Annotated in this window: 16 protein-coding genes; 9 read left to right on the top strand and 7 right to left on the bottom strand. The window is 45.3% G+C overall.

Annotation, left to right across the window (positions count from 1 at the left end; translation table 11 throughout):
• Window positions 1-34: 34 nt before the first annotated feature.
• Window positions 35-1,162, bottom strand: a complete 1,128-nt coding sequence (solA, locus tag ABD894_RS02265) for an N-methyl-L-tryptophan oxidase (RefSeq protein WP_345209354.1) — start codon at window positions 1,160-1,162, stop codon at window positions 35-37.
• A 1-nt stretch (window position 1,163) separates the two neighbouring features.
• Complete coding sequence (locus ABD894_RS02260) at window positions 1,164-3,320, bottom strand: S9 family peptidase (RefSeq protein WP_345209353.1); 2,157 nt, start codon at window positions 3,318-3,320, stop codon at window positions 1,164-1,166.
• A gap of 394 nt (window positions 3,321-3,714) precedes the next feature.
• On the opposite strand from ABD894_RS02260, the gene ABD894_RS02255 reads away from it, so the two are divergent.
• The 5 genes from ABD894_RS02255 (at window position 3,715) to ABD894_RS02235 (ending at window position 12,363) form a co-directional block, all read left to right on the top strand.
• On the top strand, window positions 3,715-6,678 hold the full coding sequence (locus ABD894_RS02255; protein WP_345209352.1) for a SusC/RagA family TonB-linked outer membrane protein: 2,964 nt from the start codon (window positions 3,715-3,717) through the stop codon (window positions 6,676-6,678).
• A 34-nt stretch (window positions 6,679-6,712) separates the two neighbouring features.
• Window positions 6,713-8,065 (top strand): RagB/SusD family nutrient uptake outer membrane protein, encoded by a 1,353-nt coding sequence (locus ABD894_RS02250; RefSeq protein WP_345209351.1) that lies wholly within the window; start codon window positions 6,713-6,715, stop codon window positions 8,063-8,065.
• 3 nt (window positions 8,066-8,068) lie between these two features.
• Entirely contained in the window at window positions 8,069-9,967 is a 1,899-nt protein-coding gene (locus ABD894_RS02245) for a CocE/NonD family hydrolase (protein WP_345209350.1), read from the top strand.
• A 610-nt stretch (window positions 9,968-10,577) separates the two neighbouring features.
• A complete protein-coding gene (locus ABD894_RS02240; protein WP_345209349.1) occupies window positions 10,578-11,378 on the top strand; it encodes an SDR family oxidoreductase in 801 nt (266 codons plus the stop codon).
• Window positions 11,379-11,448: 70 nt separating this feature from the next.
• Window positions 11,449-12,363: a helix-turn-helix domain-containing protein gene (locus tag ABD894_RS02235; protein WP_345209348.1), complete on the top strand. Its 915-nt coding sequence runs from the start codon at window positions 11,449-11,451 to the stop codon at window positions 12,361-12,363.
• A gap of 534 nt (window positions 12,364-12,897) precedes the next feature.
• Here the strand turns inward: ABD894_RS02235 and ABD894_RS02230 are convergent.
• The 3 genes from ABD894_RS02230 to ABD894_RS02220 form a co-directional block, all read right to left on the bottom strand.
• Window positions 12,898-13,668 (bottom strand): LytR/AlgR family response regulator transcription factor, encoded by a 771-nt coding sequence (locus ABD894_RS02230; protein WP_345209347.1) that lies wholly within the window; start codon window positions 13,666-13,668, stop codon window positions 12,898-12,900.
• The gene (locus ABD894_RS02225; protein WP_345209346.1) at window positions 13,665-14,756 is read right to left on the bottom strand and encodes a sensor histidine kinase; all 1,092 of its coding nucleotides are present in this window, start codon (window positions 14,754-14,756) and stop codon (window positions 13,665-13,667) included. Before ABD894_RS02225 ends, ABD894_RS02230 begins: the two co-directional genes overlap by 4 nt.
• 85 nt (window positions 14,757-14,841) lie before the next feature.
• Window positions 14,842-14,967 carry a hypothetical protein gene (locus ABD894_RS02220; protein WP_345209345.1) on the bottom strand — a complete coding sequence of 42 codons (126 nt, stop codon included), beginning with the start codon at window positions 14,965-14,967 and terminating at the stop codon, window positions 14,842-14,844.
• Window positions 14,968-14,990: 23 nt separating this feature from the next.
• On the opposite strand from ABD894_RS02220, the gene ABD894_RS02215 reads away from it, so the two are divergent.
• Window positions 14,991-16,544: a TonB-dependent receptor gene (locus tag ABD894_RS02215; protein ID WP_345209344.1), complete on the top strand. Its 1,554-nt coding sequence runs from the start codon at window positions 14,991-14,993 to the stop codon at window positions 16,542-16,544.
• A gap of 11 nt (window positions 16,545-16,555) precedes the next feature.
• On the opposite strand, the gene ABD894_RS02210 is transcribed toward ABD894_RS02215, so the two are convergent.
• Complete coding sequence (locus tag ABD894_RS02210; protein WP_345209343.1) at window positions 16,556-16,774, bottom strand: hypothetical protein; 219 nt, start codon at window positions 16,772-16,774, stop codon at window positions 16,556-16,558.
• A gap of 22 nt (window positions 16,775-16,796) precedes the next feature.
• Between ABD894_RS02210 and ABD894_RS02205 the strand changes: the two genes are divergently transcribed.
• The 3 genes from ABD894_RS02205 to ABD894_RS02195 all read left to right on the top strand — a co-directional run bounded on the left by ABD894_RS02205 (window position 16,797) and on the right by ABD894_RS02195 (window position 18,817).
• Window positions 16,797-17,696: an alpha/beta fold hydrolase gene (locus ABD894_RS02205; protein ID WP_345209342.1), complete on the top strand. Its 900-nt coding sequence runs from the start codon at window positions 16,797-16,799 to the stop codon at window positions 17,694-17,696.
• 24 nt (window positions 17,697-17,720) lie between these two features.
• Entirely contained in the window at window positions 17,721-18,116 is a 396-nt protein-coding gene (locus tag ABD894_RS02200) for an ester cyclase (protein WP_345209341.1), read from the top strand.
• Between the two features lie 245 nt (window positions 18,117-18,361).
• Window positions 18,362-18,817, top strand: coding sequence for a ferritin-like domain-containing protein (locus ABD894_RS02195; RefSeq protein ID WP_345209340.1), 456 nt, complete (start codon window positions 18,362-18,364; stop codon window positions 18,815-18,817).
• A gap of 119 nt (window positions 18,818-18,936) precedes the next feature.
• On the opposite strand, the gene ABD894_RS02190 is transcribed toward ABD894_RS02195, so the two are convergent.
• A complete protein-coding gene (locus tag ABD894_RS02190) occupies window positions 18,937-22,629 on the bottom strand; it encodes an ATP-binding protein (RefSeq protein WP_345209339.1) in 3,693 nt (1,230 codons plus the stop codon).
• Window positions 22,630-22,684: the final 55 nt, after the last annotated feature.

Genomic DNA, 22,684 nt, shown 5'->3' with positions numbered 1-22,684 from the left:
TATCCTGCTTTTTACAATACACTCACATAAATGTTTAAAAACGATGGATACTGAACATGGAGATATCAGCTTCGGGTTTTTTATCCAGTGCCATGTCACTTAGTATTTTACCGGTTACACTCGCAAATTTGAAACCGTGGCCCGAACATGGGCTGGCAACTATTATATGTTTGTAATTGGGGTGATGATCTATAATAAAGTTTTCGTCGGGTGTGTTGGTGTACATGCAAGTAGTAGCATAATTAAATACAGGGTTAATGTTAAAATACCGGCCAATCACTTCGCTCATGGCCTGTACTTCATCTTCGCGCACTTGTTTGGTTAGGGTGTGAGGAGTAGTGGGTTCGCCCGCATGGTGATGTGCCACCTTTATGCCATCTCCAAGATCAGGAAAGCCATAAAATATCTTTCCGGGCGTGTATTCCCATATATACACCGGGAGTTCATTTAACACGGGCCTTGATGGTGATGAATCGCTGTTTTTAAACCAGTAAAGTACCTGCCGCTCAACAGTAAGCGGCAGGTGCGGTTCGGGTAATAATTCAGTTAACCATGCCCCGGCACTTACAACAAGTTTATCCGTGGTATACCGGCCTTTGGCAGTTACAATCTCCACACTATGCTCATGGGGGTTAATAGAAATCACCTTTTCATTAAGCCGGATCTCCGCCTGGTTTTTGGCTGCAAGGTTAAGATTGGCCTCTATACAATCTTCAGGAAATAGTATTCCGGCTGTTTTCTCTAAAATACCTACGGTTGCCTCACCCGGTTTAAAAGCCGGGTAGCGTTGGTTTATCGTATGGCTGTCCAGGTATTCGTAAGGTATATTATGAGTTTGGGCACTCAATTCGGCACCTTTAACAACACCGGCATCACGATGTCCAAGCATAATGCCGCCTGTTTGTTTAAAAAGTTGACGGCCCGATTCTTTTTCCAGCTCGGCCCAATAATCATAAGCCTGCTTTACCAACGGAACATACTTTGGATTTTCATGATAAGCCTGCCTGATAATACGGCTTTGCCCATGCGATGAACCAAAAGTATGCGGCGGGGAGAACTGATCGATACCGCAAACCTTTTTACCGGTTTTTGATAAGTGATACAATGCTGAACTGCCTGCGGCACCAAGCCCCAGTACGATCACATCAAATGTTTGCGACATATTATTTCCCTGCTTTTTCAGTTACCCGGTTTGCTGATTCCGGTGCCGGCATAAATTTTTTAAACCATTCCACCGTACGAACAATAACATCTACACGATCTTCCTGTTTAAAAAAGCTGTGCCCTTCGTCCGGGTAAACCACCAGTTGCGTAGGGGTACCTAATTCTTTTAAGGCGTGCCAAAACTGAAAAGATTGTGCAGGCGGCGATTCGCCGTCGAGTTCGCCTACTAATATAAGGGTTGGCGTTTTAGCTTTCTTTATAAAAGTCATTGCCGAACTGCGTGCATAGGCATCCGGATCGTCATAAGGTGAAGCGCCGAAGTAAGGCTTCATCCACTGGTCAATTGAATTTTGGCCATAATAGCTCAGCCAGTCTGCCGCGCCGGCACCGGCTACCACCGCGCGGAAGCGGTTGGTTTGAGTAACCGCGAACATCGCTGTAGAGCCACCATAACTCCAGCCAAATAAACCTACACGATCATTATCTACATTTACTTTTTTGCGTACTGCATCTACACCGCTGATAATGTCCCGCAAGTCACCATAACCCCAATCCCTGCGGTTAGCTTCTGTAAATTTTGCGCCCTGGCCCAAACTGCCCCGGGGGTTAGGGAAAAATACGAAATAACCCAGTTGCGAATAAATACCTGTGTTGAAGCTTGGTTTACCCACGCCAGCCGGGCCGCCATGTGCATTAACCAGTAAAGGATATTTTAAAGCCGGGTTGTAGTTTTCCGGGTATTGGAGCCAGCCCTGTACGTGAAAACCGTCATTCGCCCATTCTACGTTTTCTACCCGTAGTTGTGGTATAGTAATATCTTTATTGAAATAGGTGAGTTGTGCTTGCTGCTTGAAGCTACCCGCCCAAATATCAGGTAATTTATTCCACGATGAGCGGATCAAAGCGTTGGTGGGAGCAGAGGTCGGGCCTGCAACAGAAATACTCATCCCTTCTCTTCCCGCGTGTATGGCATCTTCAGTTTGCCATAATCTCTTTATTTTATCGGTCGAAAGATCCAATAGGCTGATAACAGATGACCCCGATGAGTGTTCGGTGAATAGTATGCTGCCGTCCTTTTGCCATTTTAACCATGTAGGGGTCGACTTGCTGTCAGGCGTACGGTTTTTAAGGCCGGCAGGGCCACTGGTATTGATAGTGAATATCTCGCCGCTGTTTATTCCCTGGTCGCTCATCAGTCCTTCAATGAAAGCGATGTGTTTACCATCCAGCGACCAGCGTGGCAGCGCGATCTGTTTTGAAGGCTGGTAGATGACTTCTGCCTTTGGCGAGGTCAGCTGCTGGCTATATAATTTGGCTATGTACCAGTTATCGTCGCCGGGCGGCAGAGATGCCGTATAGACCAAACTTTTACTATCGGGCGACCAATCATACTCAAATACATACAAACCTGAAGGGGAGAGTTCTAAGGTTTGTTTCTTTTGAAGATCGATCACGATGAGCTGCTGAACATCCTGATTGCCTAAAGAGTCGATTACGCCAACCGCTTTACTTTTTGCCGCGACAGGCGATGGTGCCCGCGTGGCGTTATTTACATACAGCAGGCTGATCTTGTTATTATCAGGCGACCAGGACGGATGCGAAACGTAACCGTTTAGGTTAGAATAAGATTCGGCCTTTCCAAACTTGCCATTACTAATACTGCTTACGTAAAGCTGCGGCTGTCCTTTTTTAGCCTCGTCGGATAGGAACGCGATATGCTTACCATCCGCTGACCAGGTAGGGTCATTATCATTGCTCCATTTAAATTCCGGCGAGGCCGTAATACGAACAGCCTGATCCGGTTTTTTTAAGGGAGCGGCAAAAATGCCTTTTGTACCAGCCTCAGGCCCGCCTACATTATATACGATAGTTTTGCCATCGGGACTTAATGCCACCTGGTAAACATACCTGTAGCCGGATTGCTGCTTAAGAAAAGCCGAAACTTTTTCGCGTAACAGCAATAAACTGTCGGCGTGGGTTTGTTTAGCTTGGGCATTCGCGTTACTATACGCGGATAGCAATACGGCCGGGAGCAACACATAGTGTAATTTATTAATGAATTTCGATAAATAAGGGTTTGAATCACTTATCGCGCGTATTAAACGCTTTAATAAACGCTGCTCTTTGGCAGGGCTTTTTTGTAAGGGGTAGCTCATTATAATAGGGTAAATCAATAGATCATTAAGGATCTGACGGCACAAAAGTAATTATAATCTATAAATTCTATAGATTTAGTAGATTATTAATTTGTGATTACTATATTTGGCCATTATTCAAATTTACCCACATGTTATTACAATTTACTTCCATCGTATGCAATGGTTCGGCTGCTAACGGCCACAAGGCCATTGAAAATGTTAAAGCACACATCAACGCCCGTTGTTGTCGCTGCAAAAAGTCTTTCTAAAACAGGTTCTTAACACCGTCAATTAATTTCCTTCCCTTGCGGTTTTACCGCGAATGCTTTTGAGCATGCAATGCCGGTTCAGCGACCGGTTGGGATAAGTATGCATTGCCGGCAACCATTTCATCACTTAATTTAAAATTTTCATGAAGCGACAATTACACGGCTTTTTAACGCTGCTTTTTTTTATTGTCCTCCTGCCGGGCTTTGTGCAGGCACAGGATATCACTGTCACCGGTCAGGTGAAGTCAAATGACGACAATCAACCTCTTCCGGGAGTTACCGTATTCGTCAAAAATGTTAAAACTGGGGCTACCGTAACCGATTTCGACGGTAAATTCAAGCTCAATGCACCCGCCAATGCTATACTGGTGTTCTCCTTTATTGGCTACTTACCCAAAGAAGTTGTAGTAAGGAATGAAAAACCACTGGCTATATCTCTGCAAACCAATATTACCGGGTTAGATGAAGTTGTAGTAACGGGTTTGGCCTCTACAATAAAACGCTCTAACCTGGCAAATGCGGTAACCACCATATCGGGGAAAGAACTTACCGGAACAACCCCGCCGCAAACAGTTGACAAGGCTTTGTATGGTAAAGTACCAGGCGCTAACATCAGGGCCAATAGCGGTGCACCGGGTGGAGGCTTATCTGTGCAGTTGAGAGGTATCAGTTCATTGCAAGGCGCATCGCAGCCATTATATATTATTGATGGTGTATACCTTAACAATAGTGTGCTGCGTACAGGTAGGGCTACGCTAACCGCTGCAGGCGGTTCCGGAGAAGATGATGCATCAAACCGGTTAGCCGATATTAACCCGGATGATATTGAAAACATTGAAATATTAAAAGGGTCATCGGCCTCGGCTATTTACGGTACACGCGCCAATGCCGGTGTAATTATCATTACTACCAAAAAAGGCAGGGCTGGCAAAACAAAGGTCAGCATTAGCCAGGATCTCGGGTTTTCAAAGATCCGGAAATTTGTAGGCAGCGCGCCATGGGATGAAGCAAAGATCAAAACGTTTTATCCTGAAAGCAGCCAAGCGCAGGAACTACAGCTATACAGGGATGTGCTGGCCAGCGGCGGCGTTACTGATTTTGAACGTTTACTGTACGGTGAAACGCCGCTCATTACTAATTCTAACCTGACCGTATCGGGCGGTAACGAAAATACCAAGTTTTATGTAGGCGGAAGCCTGTCAGACGAGGGCGGCATTATTAAATACACCGGTTTTAACCGCAAGTCTATCCGCCTTAACCTTGATCATAAATTAAGCAAATGGGTTAATTTTTCAGTTAATTCCAACTATTTGAACAGTACCAGTGATCGTGGTTTTACCGGGAATGAAAATATCTCCGGCGCTTCTATCGGTTATATTATTGGTTACCTGCCAAATTATTATAACCCGAGGCCGGTTAATGGAATCTACCCGGATAATCCTTATTCTGAAAATGAAAATCCGCTGGAACTGCGTGACAAGGCGATCAATAATTCAAAGATCAATCGTTTTATACAAGCTGCAAACCTGAATATCAACCTGATTCAGAATGATAAGACCTCTTTGAAAATCGCGTTGCAGGGTGGTATTGATTATTTAACCAGTAACTCCAAACAATACTTCCCGGATAACCTGCAAATGCAGCGAAGCCTGAGCAATCCCGGCGATATCATATTGGGTAAACAAACAGATATCAATACCAACTTGCAGGGCTTCCTGATCTATGGGCAACAGGTTAACAAAATACACTTTACTTCACAGGTAGGTGCTGTAGCGTTGCAAACCCAGTCAGATGTGGTGTTGAACAGAGGTACAGGGCTTGTAGCAGGGCAAACGGCTATTCCGCAGGCTTTAATTCAGTCTATCCTGCAACAAAATACCCAAAAAGTAAAAGATTTTGGCGCTGTAGCACAGGAGGAGATCAACTTTGATGATAAATTGATTACTACTGTAGGTATCCGTTTTGATAAATCAACACTGAACGGCCGTGCCAATAAATTCTATGCCTTTCCAAAAGCTTCGGTAGCATTAAACCTTACTAAGTTTGAATTCTGGAAGCTTCAAACCATCAGCCAATTGAAATTGCGCGCGGCTTACGGCCAAACCGGCGGGCTGCCATCATACGGTGATATTTATACTTCATTAACCCCGGTAGTAACAGGCGGTAACCAGGGATCTATCGTTTCATCTACCGCGGGTAACCCTGATATTAAGCCGGAACGCGCGGGTGAACTGGAGCTTGGTGCCGATATCGGCTTCTTTAAAGATCGCCTGGTATTAGAGGGAACCTATTACAATAAAAAGGTTACCGACCTGATCCAAACCCTTACACTTGCCGGGTCAACAGGTATTACTTCAAAGAAAGTGAACGCGGCCGACCTGGTTAACCATGGTGTTGAGTTCGCGCTGACAGGAGTGCCTGTATCCAATAAGAATTTTACATGGACAAGTAAACTCTTGTTCTGGAAAAATACCAGCAAGATCACTAAACTCAATGTACCTTCTTACACCACCGGTATCTACGGGCCATCATACGGTACGTACCTCATCAAAGAAGGTTATTCACCAACTACCATTGTGGGTACACCGCAAATTACGCCCGGTAATTATACCATTTACGGTAACTCACAGGCTGATTTTCAAACTTCGTGGACCAATAGTATCTCTTTCCTTAACGGATTCACTTTCTCAACCTTGCTGGATTGGAAAAAAGGCGGAGATGTGCTGAACATTACCCTGTATAACACCGATAATGGTGGTACAAGTAAAGACTGGAATGAGGATAGCGACGGTAACGGTGTGGTTAACGGTTTGCAACGCCAAAGCGGTAATGCCGGCCAGTATGTGCAGGATGCCGGGTATCTGCGTTTGCGCGAAGCCGCTATCAGCTATACCGTACCTAAGCAATTTGTTAGCCGCCTGTTTAAAAACGCTGTAGACCAGGTTCGTTTTGGTTTTTCGGCAACCAACTTGTTTACGGTAACCAAATACAAGGGCTATGACCCTGAAGTATCCAGCTTTGGTACCAATGCCATCAATACCGGATCAGATCTTTTTAACTATCCGTCATCAAAACGTTTACTGTTCAACGTAAGAATTGATTTTTAACGAGCTGCTTTTTTGAACTTTAATTATAAAAAACATGAAAAATAAACTAATCATAGCACAATATATCATCCCGGCAATATTGCTTGCATCAGGTTGCAAACTTGAAAGTATCCCCGACCCTAATAACCCTTCCATCACCAGTGTAACCAATAACGCGTCGCAGCGGCAACTGCAAAATCTGGTTACAGGGCTTGAATCGCGAAGTAAAGATTATGTATCTGCTGCCCAAAATGTATTCGGCACGTTTGCGCGTGATGTATGGTATTTTAACTCTAACGATTCGCGTAATATACAATACTGGCTTGGACAGGGAGGTAAAAAACCCGATGCGGCTTTCTTTGGTACGGGGAGTATTTATACAAGTCCTTACCAGGCTATTAAACAGGCGAATGTTTTGATCAGCTCTATCAATAATACATCATCGGTTACAGCAGAACAAAAACTGGCTTACACCGGTTTTGCGAAAACTATACAGGGCTATCAATACCTTGTGCCTGCCAACTCGCAATACAAAAACGGAATAAGGATTGATGTAAGCGATGAACTTAACCCAGGGCCGTTTGTAAGCTATGAAGAAGCGCTGACCGCTATTCAAAAAGTACTTAGCGAAGGCTATTCAGATCTGACAAAGGCGGGTGCAACACTTCCATTTAAATTGTCATCGGGCTATGCCGCTTTTAATACACCGGCAGGATTGGCGAAAGTTAACCGGGCATTAGCGGCACGTACAGCTATATACCAAAAAAACTGGCAGGGTGCCCTTGATGCGCTAAACCTGTCCTTTTTCAGTTTAACAGCTGATCTTGATTTGGGCCCGGCTCATGTTTATGGCGCCCCTCCGGAATCGTTTAACCCGTTTTTTTATGTGCTGAACGCTAACCTAAGCAATTTGCCTGTTGTACACCCTTCCTTTGTATCAGAGGCTTTACCGGGCGATTTGCGGGTTAAGAAAAAGGTATTTACACGTACTACACCGCTCATCAATACAGTTGGTGCTGTACCGCTGTCCAGCCAGTATCAGGATAACCGCTGGGCAACCAATACCGCGCCAATCAAATATATCCGTAATGAAGAGCTGGTGCTCATCTATGCGGAAGCATCTGCTCAATTAGCACAGTTTGATAACGCGGTAAAAGCGATAGATGTAATACGTGCATCAGCCGGGTTGCAACCCTATACCGGGCAGAAAAACCTGAACGCCCTGATCACTGAAATTTTATTTCAACGCCGTTATTCGCTTTGGTTTGAACCGGCCGGTCACCGCTGGTTTGATTTGAGAAGATACGACAGGCTAAGTGAAGTACCGGTTGCACTGGATGCCGGAGCCGTGTTTACCCAGTTGGAAAGGCCAACCAGTGAAATTAATTGGGATGATTTTAATAAATAGGATATGAATACATCATCAAAAAAGCGGAAATGGGTCTTGTTGATCTTACTTGCCGTGGCCGGGGTTTCATCATCATTAGCACAGGTAAGGAGTGTAAACAAGGAAGATTCGCTGTACATTCATGAACACTACCTCAAAGTAGAGAAATTGATACCCATGCGCGATGGCGTTAAACTGTTTACGTCAATTTATATCCCGAAAGATAATGCGCATAAGTATCCTTTTATATTAAACCGTACACCTTATTCAGTAGCGCCTTATGGCGCTACTGAATATAGAACAAGCCTTGGTCCGTCAAGCGCGTTTATAAGAGATGGTTATATCTTTGTTTACCAGGACGTGCGCGGAAAATGGAATTCAGAAGGCCAGTTTGTGGATACCCGCCCGTTTAACCCCTCGAAGAAGGGTAAACTGGAGATCGACGAAAGCAGCGATACTTATGATACTATCGAATGGCTGCTCCGCAATATCCCAAACAATAACGGACGGGTAGGGGCCTGGGGAATATCGTACCCCGGCTTTTATGCTACCGCTACCATTTTAAGCGGGCACCCGGCACTAAAAGCGGTATCGCCGCAGGCGCCGGTTACCGATTGGTTTGTTGGTGACGATATTACGCATAACGGTGCATTCTTTTTGGGCAACTTCCTTTTCTTTTCATCTTTTGGACAGGTAAGACCGGTTCCCACTACAAAAGGACCTAAACGTTTGGATATAGGTACACAGGATGGTTATCAGTTTTTTCTTCGCAACGGTACATTTAAAGACCTGAATGATAAATATTATAAAGACTCCATCCCAGTTTGGAAAGATTTTATGGCCCACGGAACTTACGATAGTTTTTGGCAAAGCCGTACACCTTTACCACATCTTAAAAATGTGAAGCCCGCTGTGCTAACCGTTGGGGGATGGTTTGATGCGGAAGATCTTTACGGGCCGTTGAAAACATTTAAATCTATCGACGAAAAAAACAAAAACCCTGATAACCACCTGGTGATGGGGCCCTGGGCGCATGGCGGCTGGGCAAGAGGTGATGGCAGTTCGCTCGGTTATGTAGAATTTGGCGCAGCTACGTCTGTTTTTTATCGCGATAGCATTGAATTTCCTTTTTTTCACCACCAGCTTAAAGAGGACGGTAAGTCAAAATTAGCTGCAGCTACAATTTTTGAAACCGGATCGAACAAATGGAAAAGTTATGCGCAATGGCCGCCGGCAGGGGTAGATTATAAGAATTTGTACTTATCAGCAGGTAATGTACTTACGTTTAACGGTGGTTCGGGCGTTGCTGATATTTATGACGAATACACCAGCGACCCTAAAAAGCCGGTTCCTTTCACCGCGGAGATCCGTACAAGTCCCGGCAGGGAATACATGATAGAAGATCAGCGTTTCGCGGCCACCAGGCAGGATGTGCTGGTATATCATACACCGGTGCTGGATAGTAATGTTACGCTTACCGGCCCAATCATTGCAGACCTGTTTGTTTCTTCAACAGGTACCGATGCCGATTTTGTAGTGAAGCTGATAGACGTATACCCGGATACCTTATCAAACAACAAGAACACACCGGCCAATATCAAACTAAGTGAATTTCAGCAACTGGTGCGTGCCGATGTGATCAGGGCGAAATTCAGGAAAAGCCTGACACAACCGGAGCCGCTTGTATCCGGACAGGTAACCGAAGTTAAGTTTGAGTTACAGGATGTTTCGCATACCTTTCTGAAAGGACACAAGATCATGGTACAGGTACAAAGCTCGTGGTTCCCGCTTGTTGATCGTAACCCGCAACAATTCCTGGATATTTATCATGCTTCAGAATCTGATTTTAAAAAGGCCACCCAGAGAATTTATTTGTCAGGCAGCCATCACTCTTCCCTTATTATACCGGTACTTCAAAAATAAAGTATCCGAAAGCAGATGTCTTAAATCAAATGATCCAATAGTGTCAAGCTATTGGATCATTATGTTCAATACACCGAACTGGTATCATCTGCGTGCGTATCTGCACTGCCATAGTAACCTTCCGGCTTTACTAATATCGCGTCAACGCGGCCATGGGTACCCGTGGGATAAACTTGTATCCTTTTCCTGTCAGGTTGTTTTCTGTTTCCTTTGAGATAGCTTCGCTTTCAATACAAACTTCATCAGGCAACCATTGATGATGAAACGCGGAAGTGTTACAGTCTCCTGTATATACATTTAAAGTGGGGCCTTGTGAAAACGGATTAGTTTAGCGCCCGCACTGTGCTCTTCATTCTCTGACGTGTTATCCATAGCTTCGTATTAGCTCCGCACTTGCGGATATTGCTGTTTGCGTTATCTCTGTTAACCAAATTGGCTTCTATGGCATTATAATATCCGGGCAGTATGAGTATTAGCTTGTTTATCTTGGACAACGATCTTAAAAACTATTGATCCTACTTATCATTTTGGCTACAAGTTGCTCCGCTTTCGGCACAAGGGAGCGGCAACGTTCGCGCAAATTTGCATTTCAAAATATCACAAAAAGGAAATGACAAAAACAATTTTTATTACCGGCGCCTCATCAGGTATCGGTAAGGCTACTGCTAAACTATTTGCAGATAAAGGGTGGAACGTAATTGCTACTATGCGCAAGCCGGAAAATGAACAGGAACTCAACCTGCTGGAAAATGTGACTTTACTGCCGTTGGATGTAACTAACTTGGCGCAGATTAGGGAAACTACTCAAAAAGCGCTTGAATTGGATGACATAGATGTGGTGTTTAACAATGCTGGTTACGTGTTGCTTGGCCCTTTAGAAGCCAATACAGATGAACAGATAGTCGCGCAGATGGAAACCAACTTCCTGGGAGTGATCCGTGTTACGCAGGCATTTATTCCTTATTTCCGCGAGAAAAAGTCGGGCCTCTTTATCACCAATGGTTCTTCTGCGGGCTTAATGGGTTTTCCGGTTAGTTCAATGTACGATGCCAGTAAATGGGCAATAGAGGGTTGGAGCGAGAGCTTATCCTACGAATTGAATGAGCAGGGGATAGGCATTAAAACCATAGAACCCGGTATGGTGGCTACCGATATTGGCAGTCGTGCGGTATTTGTAGGGCACCCGGCATACGAAACCCTCATGAACAAGTTTACAAAGATCATGACAGGGGCGGAGTATATTTCAACCCCGGAGCAAATTGCCGAGGTGGTTTACGAGGCCGCTACCGACGGCAAAAATACCCTGCGCTATGTTTGCGGAGACGATGCCAAAAACCTTTACGCGCAACGTTTGGCAGAAGGCGATGAGGCATTCCGTGTAACGATAAAACAAATGTTTGATGCCTTGTAAGGCAGCCAAATTTTACATTGCCGGTAAATATCTTTAACCATATTTACCGGCAGTAATTTACATGAGTATTATGGAGTTGAAAAATAAAGTAAGGGTGTTTAATACGATCAGCGAGTTGCAACGCGTATTTGGCCTGCCGCAACCTTTACACCCGCTGATCAGCCTGCTCGACTTTTCTAAAGTAGAAGTTACTGCCGAAATGCTGGCCGATCCCTTTGTGATGAACTTTTACTGTATTACTTATAACGAGGTTTCGGGCTGCCGGATGAAATACGGGCAAACCATTTACGATTTTAAGGAGGGTGGTATGTTCTTTACCGCGCCGGGCCAACCGCTAAAACCTGTAGAATCGGCTGCCGCGGGTTCGGGCTTTACACTTCTTATTCATCCTGACTTTCTGCGCCAGTACCCGCTTGACGCTAAAATTAAAACCTACGGCTTTTTTGCCTACTCGGTGAACGAAACTCTTCACCTTTCGGGAAAGGAAAGGGCCGTTATCAGCGCTATTGGTAAAAACATAAGCGACGAACTGGAAACAGCCATTGATGATATTACCCAGGATGTGCTGATCTCTCAGATCGAGCTATTATTGAATTACAGCCAGCGATTTTACAAGCGCCAGTTTATCACCCGGAAGCCCATCAACAACATTTTACTGGAAAGGCTCGATACGCTGCTGGATAATTACTTTAGGGATAAAACCGCGCTCATGAAAGGTTTGCCATCGGTACAATACCTTGCCGGCGAACTGAACATTTCACCCAAATATCTCGGCGATATGCTTAGGGCACTAACCGGGCATAATACACAGCAGCATATTCATCTCAAAGTTATCGAAAAAGCTAAAGAGATACTGACTATCAGCGATCTCACTGTTGGCGAGATCGCTTTTCAGCTGGGCTTTGAGCATCCGCAATCGTTCAGCAAATTGTTCAAGTCTAAAACCAACCTCTCACCACTGGAGTTCCGGGCAAGCTATAATTAGAGATGGTGATATAATTATGTTGTAGCAACATGGTAAATATAAAGCTGGTACCTTGAAATGCCAACCCGCTGTTCTATTGAATATTACTCTGCTGTAAGGGTGAAGAGATTTTGGATAGATTTATTATTTGGAGCACCTCTTATATGATCTGCCCAAAATGACATTATTCCATTTTACCTTAACCTGATTAAATCTTCGCCAATCAAAATCTCAGTATGCCTGGATAATTGGTGTATTGCTTTGTTAACCCGGCAAAAAGTCAGGACCAAAATGAAAAAGCAATACATCAAACAATTGGGCGCCGCGATGGCCAGCTTTTTCGTCGCTGATCCAAGGGATTCGCGCTGGCTGCTCAAAGACATATCGCAATGACACCGGCAAGAGTGTGTTTTTTGACCATCGCAATCCTGAAACCGCAGAATGGCTGACCAAGCTGAACTTATGAACAGTACTTTGAGATTGTTTTTTGATGTCATCATGACGGCTGCCTTCCGGAGGTTGCCGTTGGCAATTCCCCCTTGTTGCTCGCTCAGTTTATCGGTTCAACCACTGTTTGAATAAATTAGCCCGGCTCTTGCTGACAATGATTCCGGCAGCGACTTCCGGCGACACATATACCTTTAATTTCCCGTGAAAATAATTGTGAACTGTTTTGATCGCCGCAAAGCAGGCGATGTGCTGGCGGTTTAATCGAAAAAACAATTCAGGATCAAGCATTTTATCTAATTCGTCAAGTGTATGGTCCAGCATGTATCGTTTATTGCTGAATGTATTTAAAAAGGAAAGTTTATCCTCAAAACTGAAATAAGCGACATCCTTAATAGCGATGGGTATGAACTTATCCCCCTGTTTAACCAAAAAACGATTTTTATAAAATGGTTCATTTGGTTTGTCCCTTGCGGTGCCGATCAGTAACGATTCCATGATCGCTCTGAAATTTTCGGGCTGTGGCATTAAACTTTTATACTTTTTCATAGCCATTTCCAGCAGATGAGGCTCAACTGGTTTCAACAGGTAATCAATACTGTTTACCTTGAATGCCTTGATCGCAAATTCATCGAACGCCGTGGTAAATATCACAGGTGTTTTAACTTCCGACTGTTCAAAGATCTCGAATGACTGACCATCAGCCAGCATGATATCCATAAAGATCAGGTCTGGTGGCGGGTTGTTATTGAGCCAGATCACGGCATCTTCAACACTATCTATCGTACTCAGAATGACGATGTCGGGGTCATAATTCCCGATCAGCGTGCTAAGCCTTTTGGCGGCCAGGGCTTCGTCTTCAATTAAAAGTATTTTCATAGATCTTCGTTAGCATAAATCAGGGGAAGTGCCACGCTGAACTCGTTGGCTGTAGTTGTGATATGTACCGGTTTACCTGTGAGCAGTTCATACCGGTTCACTATATTCTTCAGGCCTGTGTTCGTTGATTCAACGCCGGACGTTTTTTTCTGAAGGTTATTGCTCACCGTAATGACTTTTTTATGAACACGGATACAAATGGTCAGCGGCTTGCGGTTTGAAATGATGTTATGTTTGATCGCATTTTCCACCAGCATTTGCAATGTAAATGGGATAACCTTTAGCTGATCCAATTGATCGGGTAACTTGAATTCGACGATCAGGTTGGCACTGAAACGGATTTGGTGCAGGAAAATAAAATCATCCAGAAAATCTTTCTCGGTTTGCAGGTCGATCACATTTTTCCCATTGTAGCTCAGTACGTGCCGGTATACATTAGATAATTTCTGTATGAAAATTACGGCAAGCTGAGGGTCCTCCGGAACCATGGATATCAAAGCATTAAGGCTGTTAAAAAGAAAATGGGGGCTGATCTGGTCCTTCAGCAATTCTACCTGTGATATAAGGGCTTCTTTTTTCAAACGCTCAGACTCGAACTGGCTTTTTTCATATAACCTGAAATAGTAGGCACATTCATATACCGCGGTGACCAATCCAAGTAAAAGCAGGCTTTTTTCCAACACATCGCGATATTCTCTCCAAAAAGATTCGGGTTTATTTTGCGGCAGGCTCATATTAATATAGGTAAAAACAAAGCCGGCAATAACTACGTAGACCACGAATACCAGCAAATGCCATGTGACCCGTTTGGAGGTATCACCCAAATCCGGATAGCGGGTACGCATGTACATAAACAGCATGCGGTTGCTCTCCCAATAACACAGCACGAAAAACAGGCTCTTGATCACTTTGATGGCTAACATCTCCTGACTAAGCCGTAGCGGATTAACATCTCCGAACGCTATTAATATCATCGTCACCACCGGCATCCCTATGATGTGGATCCATTTGTCATTCATTGCTGTTTTACCTATATATGCCGGCAGTATCAAATTTATTAGTTTAGCGCAGCGCTGTGATACAAACATCAGTAAATTGCGTAAAAAAAATCACGGTTTTCGGCCCAAGCTTCCATTCTTTATTACAGACCGCCCGATTTACACATTGAAGCCGTCAAGGCAAGTTTTGTCCGTACCTGTCCATAGGGAATCTGTTCAGATTGATTTTTTTCCATTTCATCTCGCTGCCGGGGCGTTTCGATACGATAGCAGATGATCTGTTACCCCGTATATCGCTCATTTGTATCGTCAACAAACGATATCATGAATCAAAAACACTTCTTAATTTTATTCCTGCTCCTGGGTTGCCAGCACGTCCTTGCACAAAACAGCGACTTTGCAGTTTCCGGCATCGTACGCGATACCTCAGGGCAAATTCTCATCGGAGTGACCGTGCGGATCGATCCGATGCCTGGTGGCGTGCAAAAGTCCTTAAGTAGTTCTACGGATGTCAACGGCCAATTTAAGTTCCGTTTATCCAAAGGCCGCTACAACATCCTGTGTACCTATGTCGGGTTTCAATCCATAAACCAGCAGCTCAACATAACCGCTGACCAGCAATTGAGCCTCGTATTAAAGACCGGTGGCACAGGCTTGCAGGAGGTAGTTGTGCGGGCGCAGGGAAAATCAAGTCCGGTCAGGAATATGGAAATGGGTGCACAGTCTATAAGTATCGCGATCCTGAAAAGAATGCCCGCCCTGTTCGGCGAAGTAGATGTGGTCAGAAGCGTGCTGACATTGCCCGGCGTAAGCTCTGTTGGCGAAGGTTCAAGCGGTTTTAACGTACGCGGCGGAAATATCGATCAGAACCTTGTACTGATGGATGGCGCCCCGGTATTTAATACATCGCATTTATTTGGATTATTCTCTGTTTTTAACCCGGAAGTAGTGCAGGATGTCAAGCTGATCAAAGGAGGTATCACGTCCGAGTATGGTGGCAGGTTATCTTCGGTGATGGATATTCAGTTAAAAAACGGGAATGCCGACTCCTTAGCTGTTTCCGGAGGTATCGGAACTGTATCAGCAAGAGTGGCTGCGGGTTTTCCTATCCTCAAAAATAAAGGGACGGTGTTTTTGGCCGGGCGCAGAACGTATGCCGATCTATTCCTGAAACTATCAAGCAACCCAAATACCAATTCTACGGTGGCCTATTTTCAGGATTTTAATGCTAAAGCCGATTACCGGATCGGCACGAAAGACCGCATCAGTATTGCCGGTTATTATGGCAATGACAGACTGGGTATGAGTAAGGATTTCAAGCTGGGTTATAGTAATGCCAACGCCGCGATAACACAAGTACACGAGTTTTCACAAACGCTGTCCGCAAAAACCACAGTACTGTTCAGCAGGTATCAAAGCGACCTGAGCGTTTTACAGGAGCCGGAATCATTTATCAATAAACAACATATTGATCAGTACCAGTTAAAAACGGACTGGACCTACCGGAAAAATGAAAAACTAAACTTGTCGTTCGGGTTATCTGCTATTCAATATAAGGTCAGTCCAGGTATACAAACACCACTGACAGATAGTTCACTTTTCAATACGACCGCATCAGCCAAACAATCCGCTAACGAGTTGGGCTTTTACATCAGCAACACCCATAAATTCAGCGAAAAACTGTCTGCCCAGTATGGCGCTCGTCTCTCGTATTTTAATGCCTTTGCAGCTCAAACCGCTCCTGTGTATACTTATGGTGGCATACCGGGCAAGGAGTTGACCCCTGTAGCAATGTTTGAATATAGCAAGGGTGCTTCTATTAAGTCATACGGCGGCGCATCCCTGTCGGATATATTACCCGTCAGTATCATGAAATAGCTAATGATGCTTTATATGGCAACACATTCCATTATGGCAATATGTGTGATCGTCATTTTAGCGATCGCCTGCCGTTCTGCCGTCAATGGCTCAGATAAAGAAGCCGGTTGAAAATAGTAAATGACGTGCTTGTTTTTTAGCGCGCCGTCAAGTGGCAATGTTCTTTCCAAATCATATCGAACAGGTTTAAAGAAATGCCGGCAGGCAAAACTATTTGCAAACAATTCCACCGGTTATAAACGTTTATTGCTTATGGATGACTCATTCGTAAAAATCGTTAACACGCAGACCCTGGCGATCGCCTACATGGAATATGGTGCTGCTGATGGCTGGCCAGTGATCTTGTGCCATGGCTTCCCTTACGACGCCCGGGCCTTCGATCAGGTGGCACCATACCTCGTCGCAGCCGGAGCAAAAGTATATACACCTTTTACCAGGGGATTCGGACAGACAAGGTTCCTGTCTGAAAACACTGCACGTAACGCGCAGCAGGCTATCCGAGCCCTGGATATTATCGAATTTGCTGAGGCGCTTGGCCTAAATCGGCCCATACTTGGGGGTTTTGATTGGGGTGGAAACGCATCCTGCACGGCGGCCGCGCTTTGGCCCGACAAGATCAGTGGTTTGGTGTCGTATGCCGGTTATGATATCATCGACGTTCAGCAGCAAAGGCATGCTTTGTCACCCTCACTGGAAAAGGTCTGCTGGTACCAGCATCTTTTCCAGTCTGAGCGCGGCCGTGAATGCCTGGTCAGCAACCGTTACGAGATCGGCCGGCTGCTTTGGCAGGAATGGTCGCCCAACTGGAATTTTGACGAAAAGGTCTATGCCCGGACGGCCGCGGCCTTTGACAATCCGGACTTCGTGGATATCGTCATTCATTGCTATCGTTTTATGCACGGTAAGGAAACCGGCGATCCTGCCCTGCAACACCTGGAAGACAGGCTGGCACAAAAGCCGGCGATCAGGGTGCCCACGGTCACGATCGATGGGACTGCCGACCCGCTGAAGCCCGGCGGGACAGCAGATCATGCCCGGTGGTTTAGCGGACGACATGAACACATCATTACAAGTGCCGGGCATAATATCCCTCAGGAAGCGCCGCCGCAATTTGCCGGCGCGGTTTTAAAATTACATGACTGGCTGCCATAATACACCCATACTAAAATACGAGCTATGCAAACAAACGAGGCTTTCTACCGTCGTTATATTAATTGCTTAAACAGCGGTAACCTGGCGGGCCTTTCGGCTTTTGTAGCGAATGAACTTGCTTATAACGGCCGGGAAATTACACTTGACGACTACATAAAAAGCCGTTTACAGGAACGAAAAGCCATACCGGATCTTTTTTACCATATCGAATTGCTGGTTACTGGTGAAGATACGATCGCGTGTCGCTTGCATTTCGACTGCACTCCGGCCGGTGAATTCATGGGATTTCAGCCTAATGGTAACCGCATCACATTTTCAGAAAACGTTTTTTACCAATTAAGCGGCGGCAAGATCAGTGCCGTCTTTTCCCTGTTGGATATTGACGCGATCAGAAAGCAAATGGTTAATAAGACCTCTTAGTCCTTTTTAGCAGAACTTTCCACAATTAGGTACAGTTAGTTCTTTCGTCTTTCTTTTCGTACACTCTTTTTTATAAGTTGTACAACAGGAATCTTTTTTAAAGCTGCCAGGATATTTTAGGAGTATTATTTTCTCGGTACAGTCAATCTTGTTTCATTAATTTTAAGTTAAGCATTTCAACAATCTCCTTATTTGGCACGGTATTCGGTGTACGCATAGCCTATCATTGAACAACAAGAAATACTATGGCAACTACAGCAAATGCAACAGGCGTATTGAACGACCTGATCGAAATTAATAATGACCGCGTAGCCGGTTTTGAAAAAGCAATCGCAGATATCAAAGACGAAAATATCGACTTGAAAGCGGTTTTTCAAGGTTATGCGGAACAAAGCCGTAAGAATGGCCAGGAATTGGCAGCTATTGTCGGTTCTGCCGAAGAAGTGGAAACCGGCAACAGTGTTGGTGGTACACTGCACCGTGCCTGGATTGACGTAAAGGCTCTTTTTGGTGGCAGCGACCGTGCCGGTATTTTGTCGGAAGCGGAACGCGGAGAAGACGCGATCAAAAAAGCTTACCAAAATGCACTCACTGATGGTGAATTGCCTGTTGAAGCCTTGGAGATCGTTAGAAATCAGGCTTCGGAGATCAATGCAGCGCATGACCAGATCAAGGCCCTGCGTGACGCAGCGAAAGCGTAAGTTAACTTAATTATTACAGAAAGGCCGCTTGCACAAAGCGGCCTTTTTAGTATTGAAAATTTTAAAAAATATAAAAGCAGAACAGCGTTATGTTACTGGTGTTTATGGCAATAAGTTCTTCATGACCCAATTGCCGGTATTGTGAAATAAAATGTCGCTCCCTGTCCCATGGTACTTTCCGCCCACATTTTACCGCCATGACGTATGATGATTTCTGAACTTAAATATAAGCCGATGCCGAAACCGGACACGTTTTGCGCAGCATTACCTTCCACCCGGTAATAACGATCAAATAACTTAGGCAATTCTGATTCGTTTATGCCGATACCTTCATCTTTTACACTAACAGAAACGCTGTCATGCGATTTGATAACACTTATGGTCACCTTTTTATCTTTGGCATATTTTACCGCGTTGCCTAAAAGATTTGTTAATACCGTGCCTATCTTGTCATGGTCGGCATCGATCGTAATTTCTTCCGAATTCACCTCGAATTCCTGGCCGCCGGCCGTAAGACTAATTTCGTTAACAATTTCCCGGATGAGTTCATCCAGTCGGAAGCTGGTCAGATCCAGGTGTATCTTACCGGATTCTAAACGGGAAACATTTAAAAATCCGTTAATAAGACTGTTCATCTTACGAACCTGGTTCGATGCGCGTTCAAATAATGATGAATTAAACTGGTCCTCATTTTTACGGGCATGCCTTAAACCGAGTTGCGTAAATCCGCTAAGCGAAGTAAGCGGTGTTTTCAGCTCATGGCTAACCATACCAATAAAATCATTTTTACGGATCTCATCCTCCTTGGATTCTGTGATGTCGAATAGTGTCCCTACAACAGAAATGACGTTTCCTTTTTCATCAAGCTCGGCCTTACCGGTGGAGTTGAGCCATCTTCTCTTGCTGCCGTCAAAAGGCTGTATCTGGTAATCTTCACTATAGCTGATATTTTCATTGATGGCTCTGGAGATAGCCTGGCTGAAACGTTCGCGGTGTTCGGGTACTACCACAGCCAATGTCTGCTCATAAGTAAGAACCTCATCAGGCGGTATAGCATGAATTACCCGTCCGCGCGGAGATACTTCCAGCAGGTCTGTTGCTACCGTGATCCGGTATATACCCATACCGGACGAATCCATGGCTAAACGTAAAGTATCGCTCACTTTTTCCAGTTCCAAACGGGCGGTCACCTGCTCTGTTACATCGGCGGCCACGGTGATCAAGCCGTTGATCAGTTGATTTTCGTCCTTGAGCGCTTCAATGGTTAAATTGACGTATATCGATTCGTCCTTACCAAAGCGATGTAAGGTTAATGGTATTTCACCTGACACGAAGCGTTCGCCGGTTTGATAAACATGATCTAATATTTCTTTAAAACCTTGCTGTGTTAATTCGGGAATGGCCTCGAATAATGGTCGTCTTAAGGTATCTTCTTTTGACCGTCCCCAATAGTTTAACATGCGGTCGTTAGCCAGTTCGATCACATGGTGGGGGCCGCGGTAAATAGACATCGCTACCGGTGCTTCAGTCAACAAGTTTCGCAGTTGCTCTTCGGCATAACCACGGGCTTTACTAATATTGATTTGGGCACGCACCTTGGTCAGTAATTCCGCAGCAGAGAAAGGCTTTACCAGGTAATCGTCGGCACCGGCTTCTAACCCATCAATCCTGGCTTCCTCTCCGGCACGCGCTGATAAGAAGATCACGGGTAGGCTGTACAGGTCTTCGTCGTTCCGGATATGATTTAATAGTTCTTTTCCATCCATTACGGGCATCATCATATCGCTCAATACCAATGAGGGCCGGCTCTGCCTGATCCGTTTTAAAGCGTCGAGGCCATTCGGTGCCGTATTTACTGTAAAATAAGGTTCCAGCAGTCGTTTAAGATAGGCCCGCATATCGCCGTTATCGTCAACAATAAGGATATTGGTTTCTAAACTGACGGTATGATCACGGGTGCTTACGATATCACTGGATCTTTGAGTAACTTCTTCATTGTTTCCCTTGGCTTCATCTTGTAACAGGCTGTACGCTTCACGAATAAAAGGCGCAGTTACTGCACTTATTTCGGTTTCACGGGTAGATGCCACCACCTGTGTTTCCGGTAAGTGCGCCTTTCCCGATGGGATCTTTACCGTAAATGTACTTCCCCGGCCTTCTATGCTGGTCACATTGATCTCGCCACCATGAAGCTGTACCAGTTCATGTACCAACGATAGCCCGATACCGGAACCTTCGTGGGTGCGGCCTGCAGAGTTTTCTACACGATGAAAGCGTTCGAACATATGTGGCAATTCTTTTTCGGGAATACCGACACCCGTATCTGTTACGCGCAGGAACGCAAAATCACCTTCCTGCTTCAGGTCTACTGAAATGGTTCCTTCCAGCGTATATTTAAAAGCATTGGATAGTAAATTCAGAACGATCTTTTCCCACATCTGGCGGTCGGCGTAAAAGTCGCTGGTCAACGTATCACATTTCACCAGTAACGCCATGCCTGCTTTTTCAATAATAGAGCGGAAGCTGCTGGCCAGATCGGTGGTCAGCTCTGCCAGGTCGAGTATCTGGTAGGCAGCCTGAATGCGTCCCGCCTCAACACGGCTGTAATCTAACAGGTTATTGACCAGTTTCAGCAAACGCATTGCGTTACGGTGAGTCGCCTCGATCTGCGCTTTCTTATGTCCCTCAGGTTCTGCTTGCAGCAGGTCCTCCAAAGGGCCAAGCATCAGGGTTAATGGTGTTCTGAACTCATGGCTTACATTACTGAAAAATGCCGTTTTAGAGCGGTCTATCTCGGCCAACGCTTCCGCCCGTTTTTGTTCCTGCTCGTAGGCATAAACGTTGGAAATTGCTGTATTAAAGGTGCTCTCAAGCTGATCATAAAAGTTGAGGTATGCCTCGTCTAAAGCCCGGCAGGCACTAACCCCGGCAATGATAAACCCAAAAAGATCTTGTTGTCCCGAAATCCTCACCGGCAATATCATGGCCGTATGTGGCGCTACCTCATACGGGCCACTGCGGAAATCACCAAATAATGCCCGGAGATCTTCCACCGTTAGCAGTTCCCCCGAAGCTATCACTTGTTGCAGGGGCCATTGATGATCACCAATGGTTATAACCGGCGGTGCTAAAGCGGCAGCGTTGGTAACGCCTGCGGAACTTACCAATTGAGCTCCTGTACCCGATAGCTCGTAAAACAGCATAAAAGGCACATCTAACTGATAGCTTTCGTACTGCGCGTTGGTCAGGTCGGCTATTTCGGTCACTGATTTGGCTTTGCTGATTACGGCACCGAGATCCTTTAACACCTGAGTACGCCTGCCCGCCAGCATCTTCTCTGTTGTTTCAGTGATCGGGTGGAAGATCCCACCAACACCACCGGTTTCATCACGGATTGGGGCAAAAGAAAACGTCATCCATGCTTCTTCGAGGTAACCGTAACGCTCCAGGAACATCCGCTGGTCGGTAATGTAAGTGCCTTCACCCTGCTGCCCCCTGGTGAATTTATCACCAACCACTTCCAGTGCCGATTCCCAGCAGACGCGGAAATTCATACCCATAGAGCGGGGGTGCATCTCGCCGCAGATAGGTCGGTAGCTGTCGTTGTAAATTTGAATCGTTTCCGGCCCCCAGGCTATCAATATGGGGAATGTCGAGGAGAGGCAAAGACTCACCGAAGTACGTAAACTTTGCGGCCAGCTTTCCACCGGGCCTAAGGCTGTTTTTGACCAGTCCATGGTACGGATCAGCTTGCCCATTTCGCCTCCGCCTGATAAAAATTGTTCGGTACTTTCAGTCACCTCTGTTAACATCGCTTAAATTCAATGGCTGTAAAGATATGTATTTTGATAGCTGTGCGTAATGCCG

The sequence above is a fragment of the Mucilaginibacter gynuensis genome, from assembly GCF_039541195.1.
GTDB classification, from domain to species: domain Bacteria; phylum Bacteroidota; class Bacteroidia; order Sphingobacteriales; family Sphingobacteriaceae; genus Mucilaginibacter; species Mucilaginibacter gynuensis.
This window is presented reverse-complemented; position numbering and strand designations above follow the sequence as displayed.

Excerpts from the sequence above, each read along its gene's own strand:
- ABD894_RS02230 (WP_345209347.1), bottom strand. The coding sequence starts at position 13,668 with ATGAAAATACTTTTAATTGAAGACGAAGCCCTGGCCGCCAAAAGGCTT.
- ABD894_RS02200 (WP_345209341.1), top strand. The coding sequence starts at position 17,721 with ATGCAAACAAACGAGGCTTTCTACCGTCGTTATATTAATTGCTTAAAC.
- solA (WP_345209354.1), bottom strand. The coding sequence starts at position 1,162 with ATGTCGCAAACATTTGATGTGATCGTACTGGGGCTTGGTGCCGCAGGC.
- ABD894_RS02205 (WP_345209342.1), top strand. The coding sequence starts at position 16,797 with ATGGATGACTCATTCGTAAAAATCGTTAACACGCAGACCCTGGCGATC.
- ABD894_RS02215 (WP_345209344.1), top strand. The coding sequence starts at position 14,991 with ATGAATCAAAAACACTTCTTAATTTTATTCCTGCTCCTGGGTTGCCAG.
- ABD894_RS02225 (WP_345209346.1), bottom strand. The coding sequence starts at position 14,756 with ATGTTTGTATCACAGCGCTGCGCTAAACTAATAAATTTGATACTGCCG.
- ABD894_RS02250 (WP_345209351.1), top strand. The coding sequence starts at position 6,713 with ATGAAAAATAAACTAATCATAGCACAATATATCATCCCGGCAATATTG.
- ABD894_RS02245 (WP_345209350.1), top strand. The coding sequence starts at position 8,069 with ATGAATACATCATCAAAAAAGCGGAAATGGGTCTTGTTGATCTTACTT.
- ABD894_RS02190 (WP_345209339.1), bottom strand. The coding sequence starts at position 22,629 with ATGTTAACAGAGGTGACTGAAAGTACCGAACAATTTTTATCAGGCGGA.
- ABD894_RS02195 (WP_345209340.1), top strand. The coding sequence starts at position 18,362 with ATGGCAACTACAGCAAATGCAACAGGCGTATTGAACGACCTGATCGAA.
- ABD894_RS02255 (WP_345209352.1), top strand. The coding sequence starts at position 3,715 with ATGAAGCGACAATTACACGGCTTTTTAACGCTGCTTTTTTTTATTGTC.
- ABD894_RS02240 (WP_345209349.1), top strand. The coding sequence starts at position 10,578 with ATGACAAAAACAATTTTTATTACCGGCGCCTCATCAGGTATCGGTAAG.
- ABD894_RS02260 (WP_345209353.1), bottom strand. The coding sequence starts at position 3,320 with ATGAGCTACCCCTTACAAAAAAGCCCTGCCAAAGAGCAGCGTTTATTA.
- ABD894_RS02220 (WP_345209345.1), bottom strand. The coding sequence starts at position 14,967 with ATGAGCGATATACGGGGTAACAGATCATCTGCTATCGTATCGAAACGC.
- ABD894_RS02235 (WP_345209348.1), top strand. The coding sequence starts at position 11,449 with ATGGAGTTGAAAAATAAAGTAAGGGTGTTTAATACGATCAGCGAGTTG.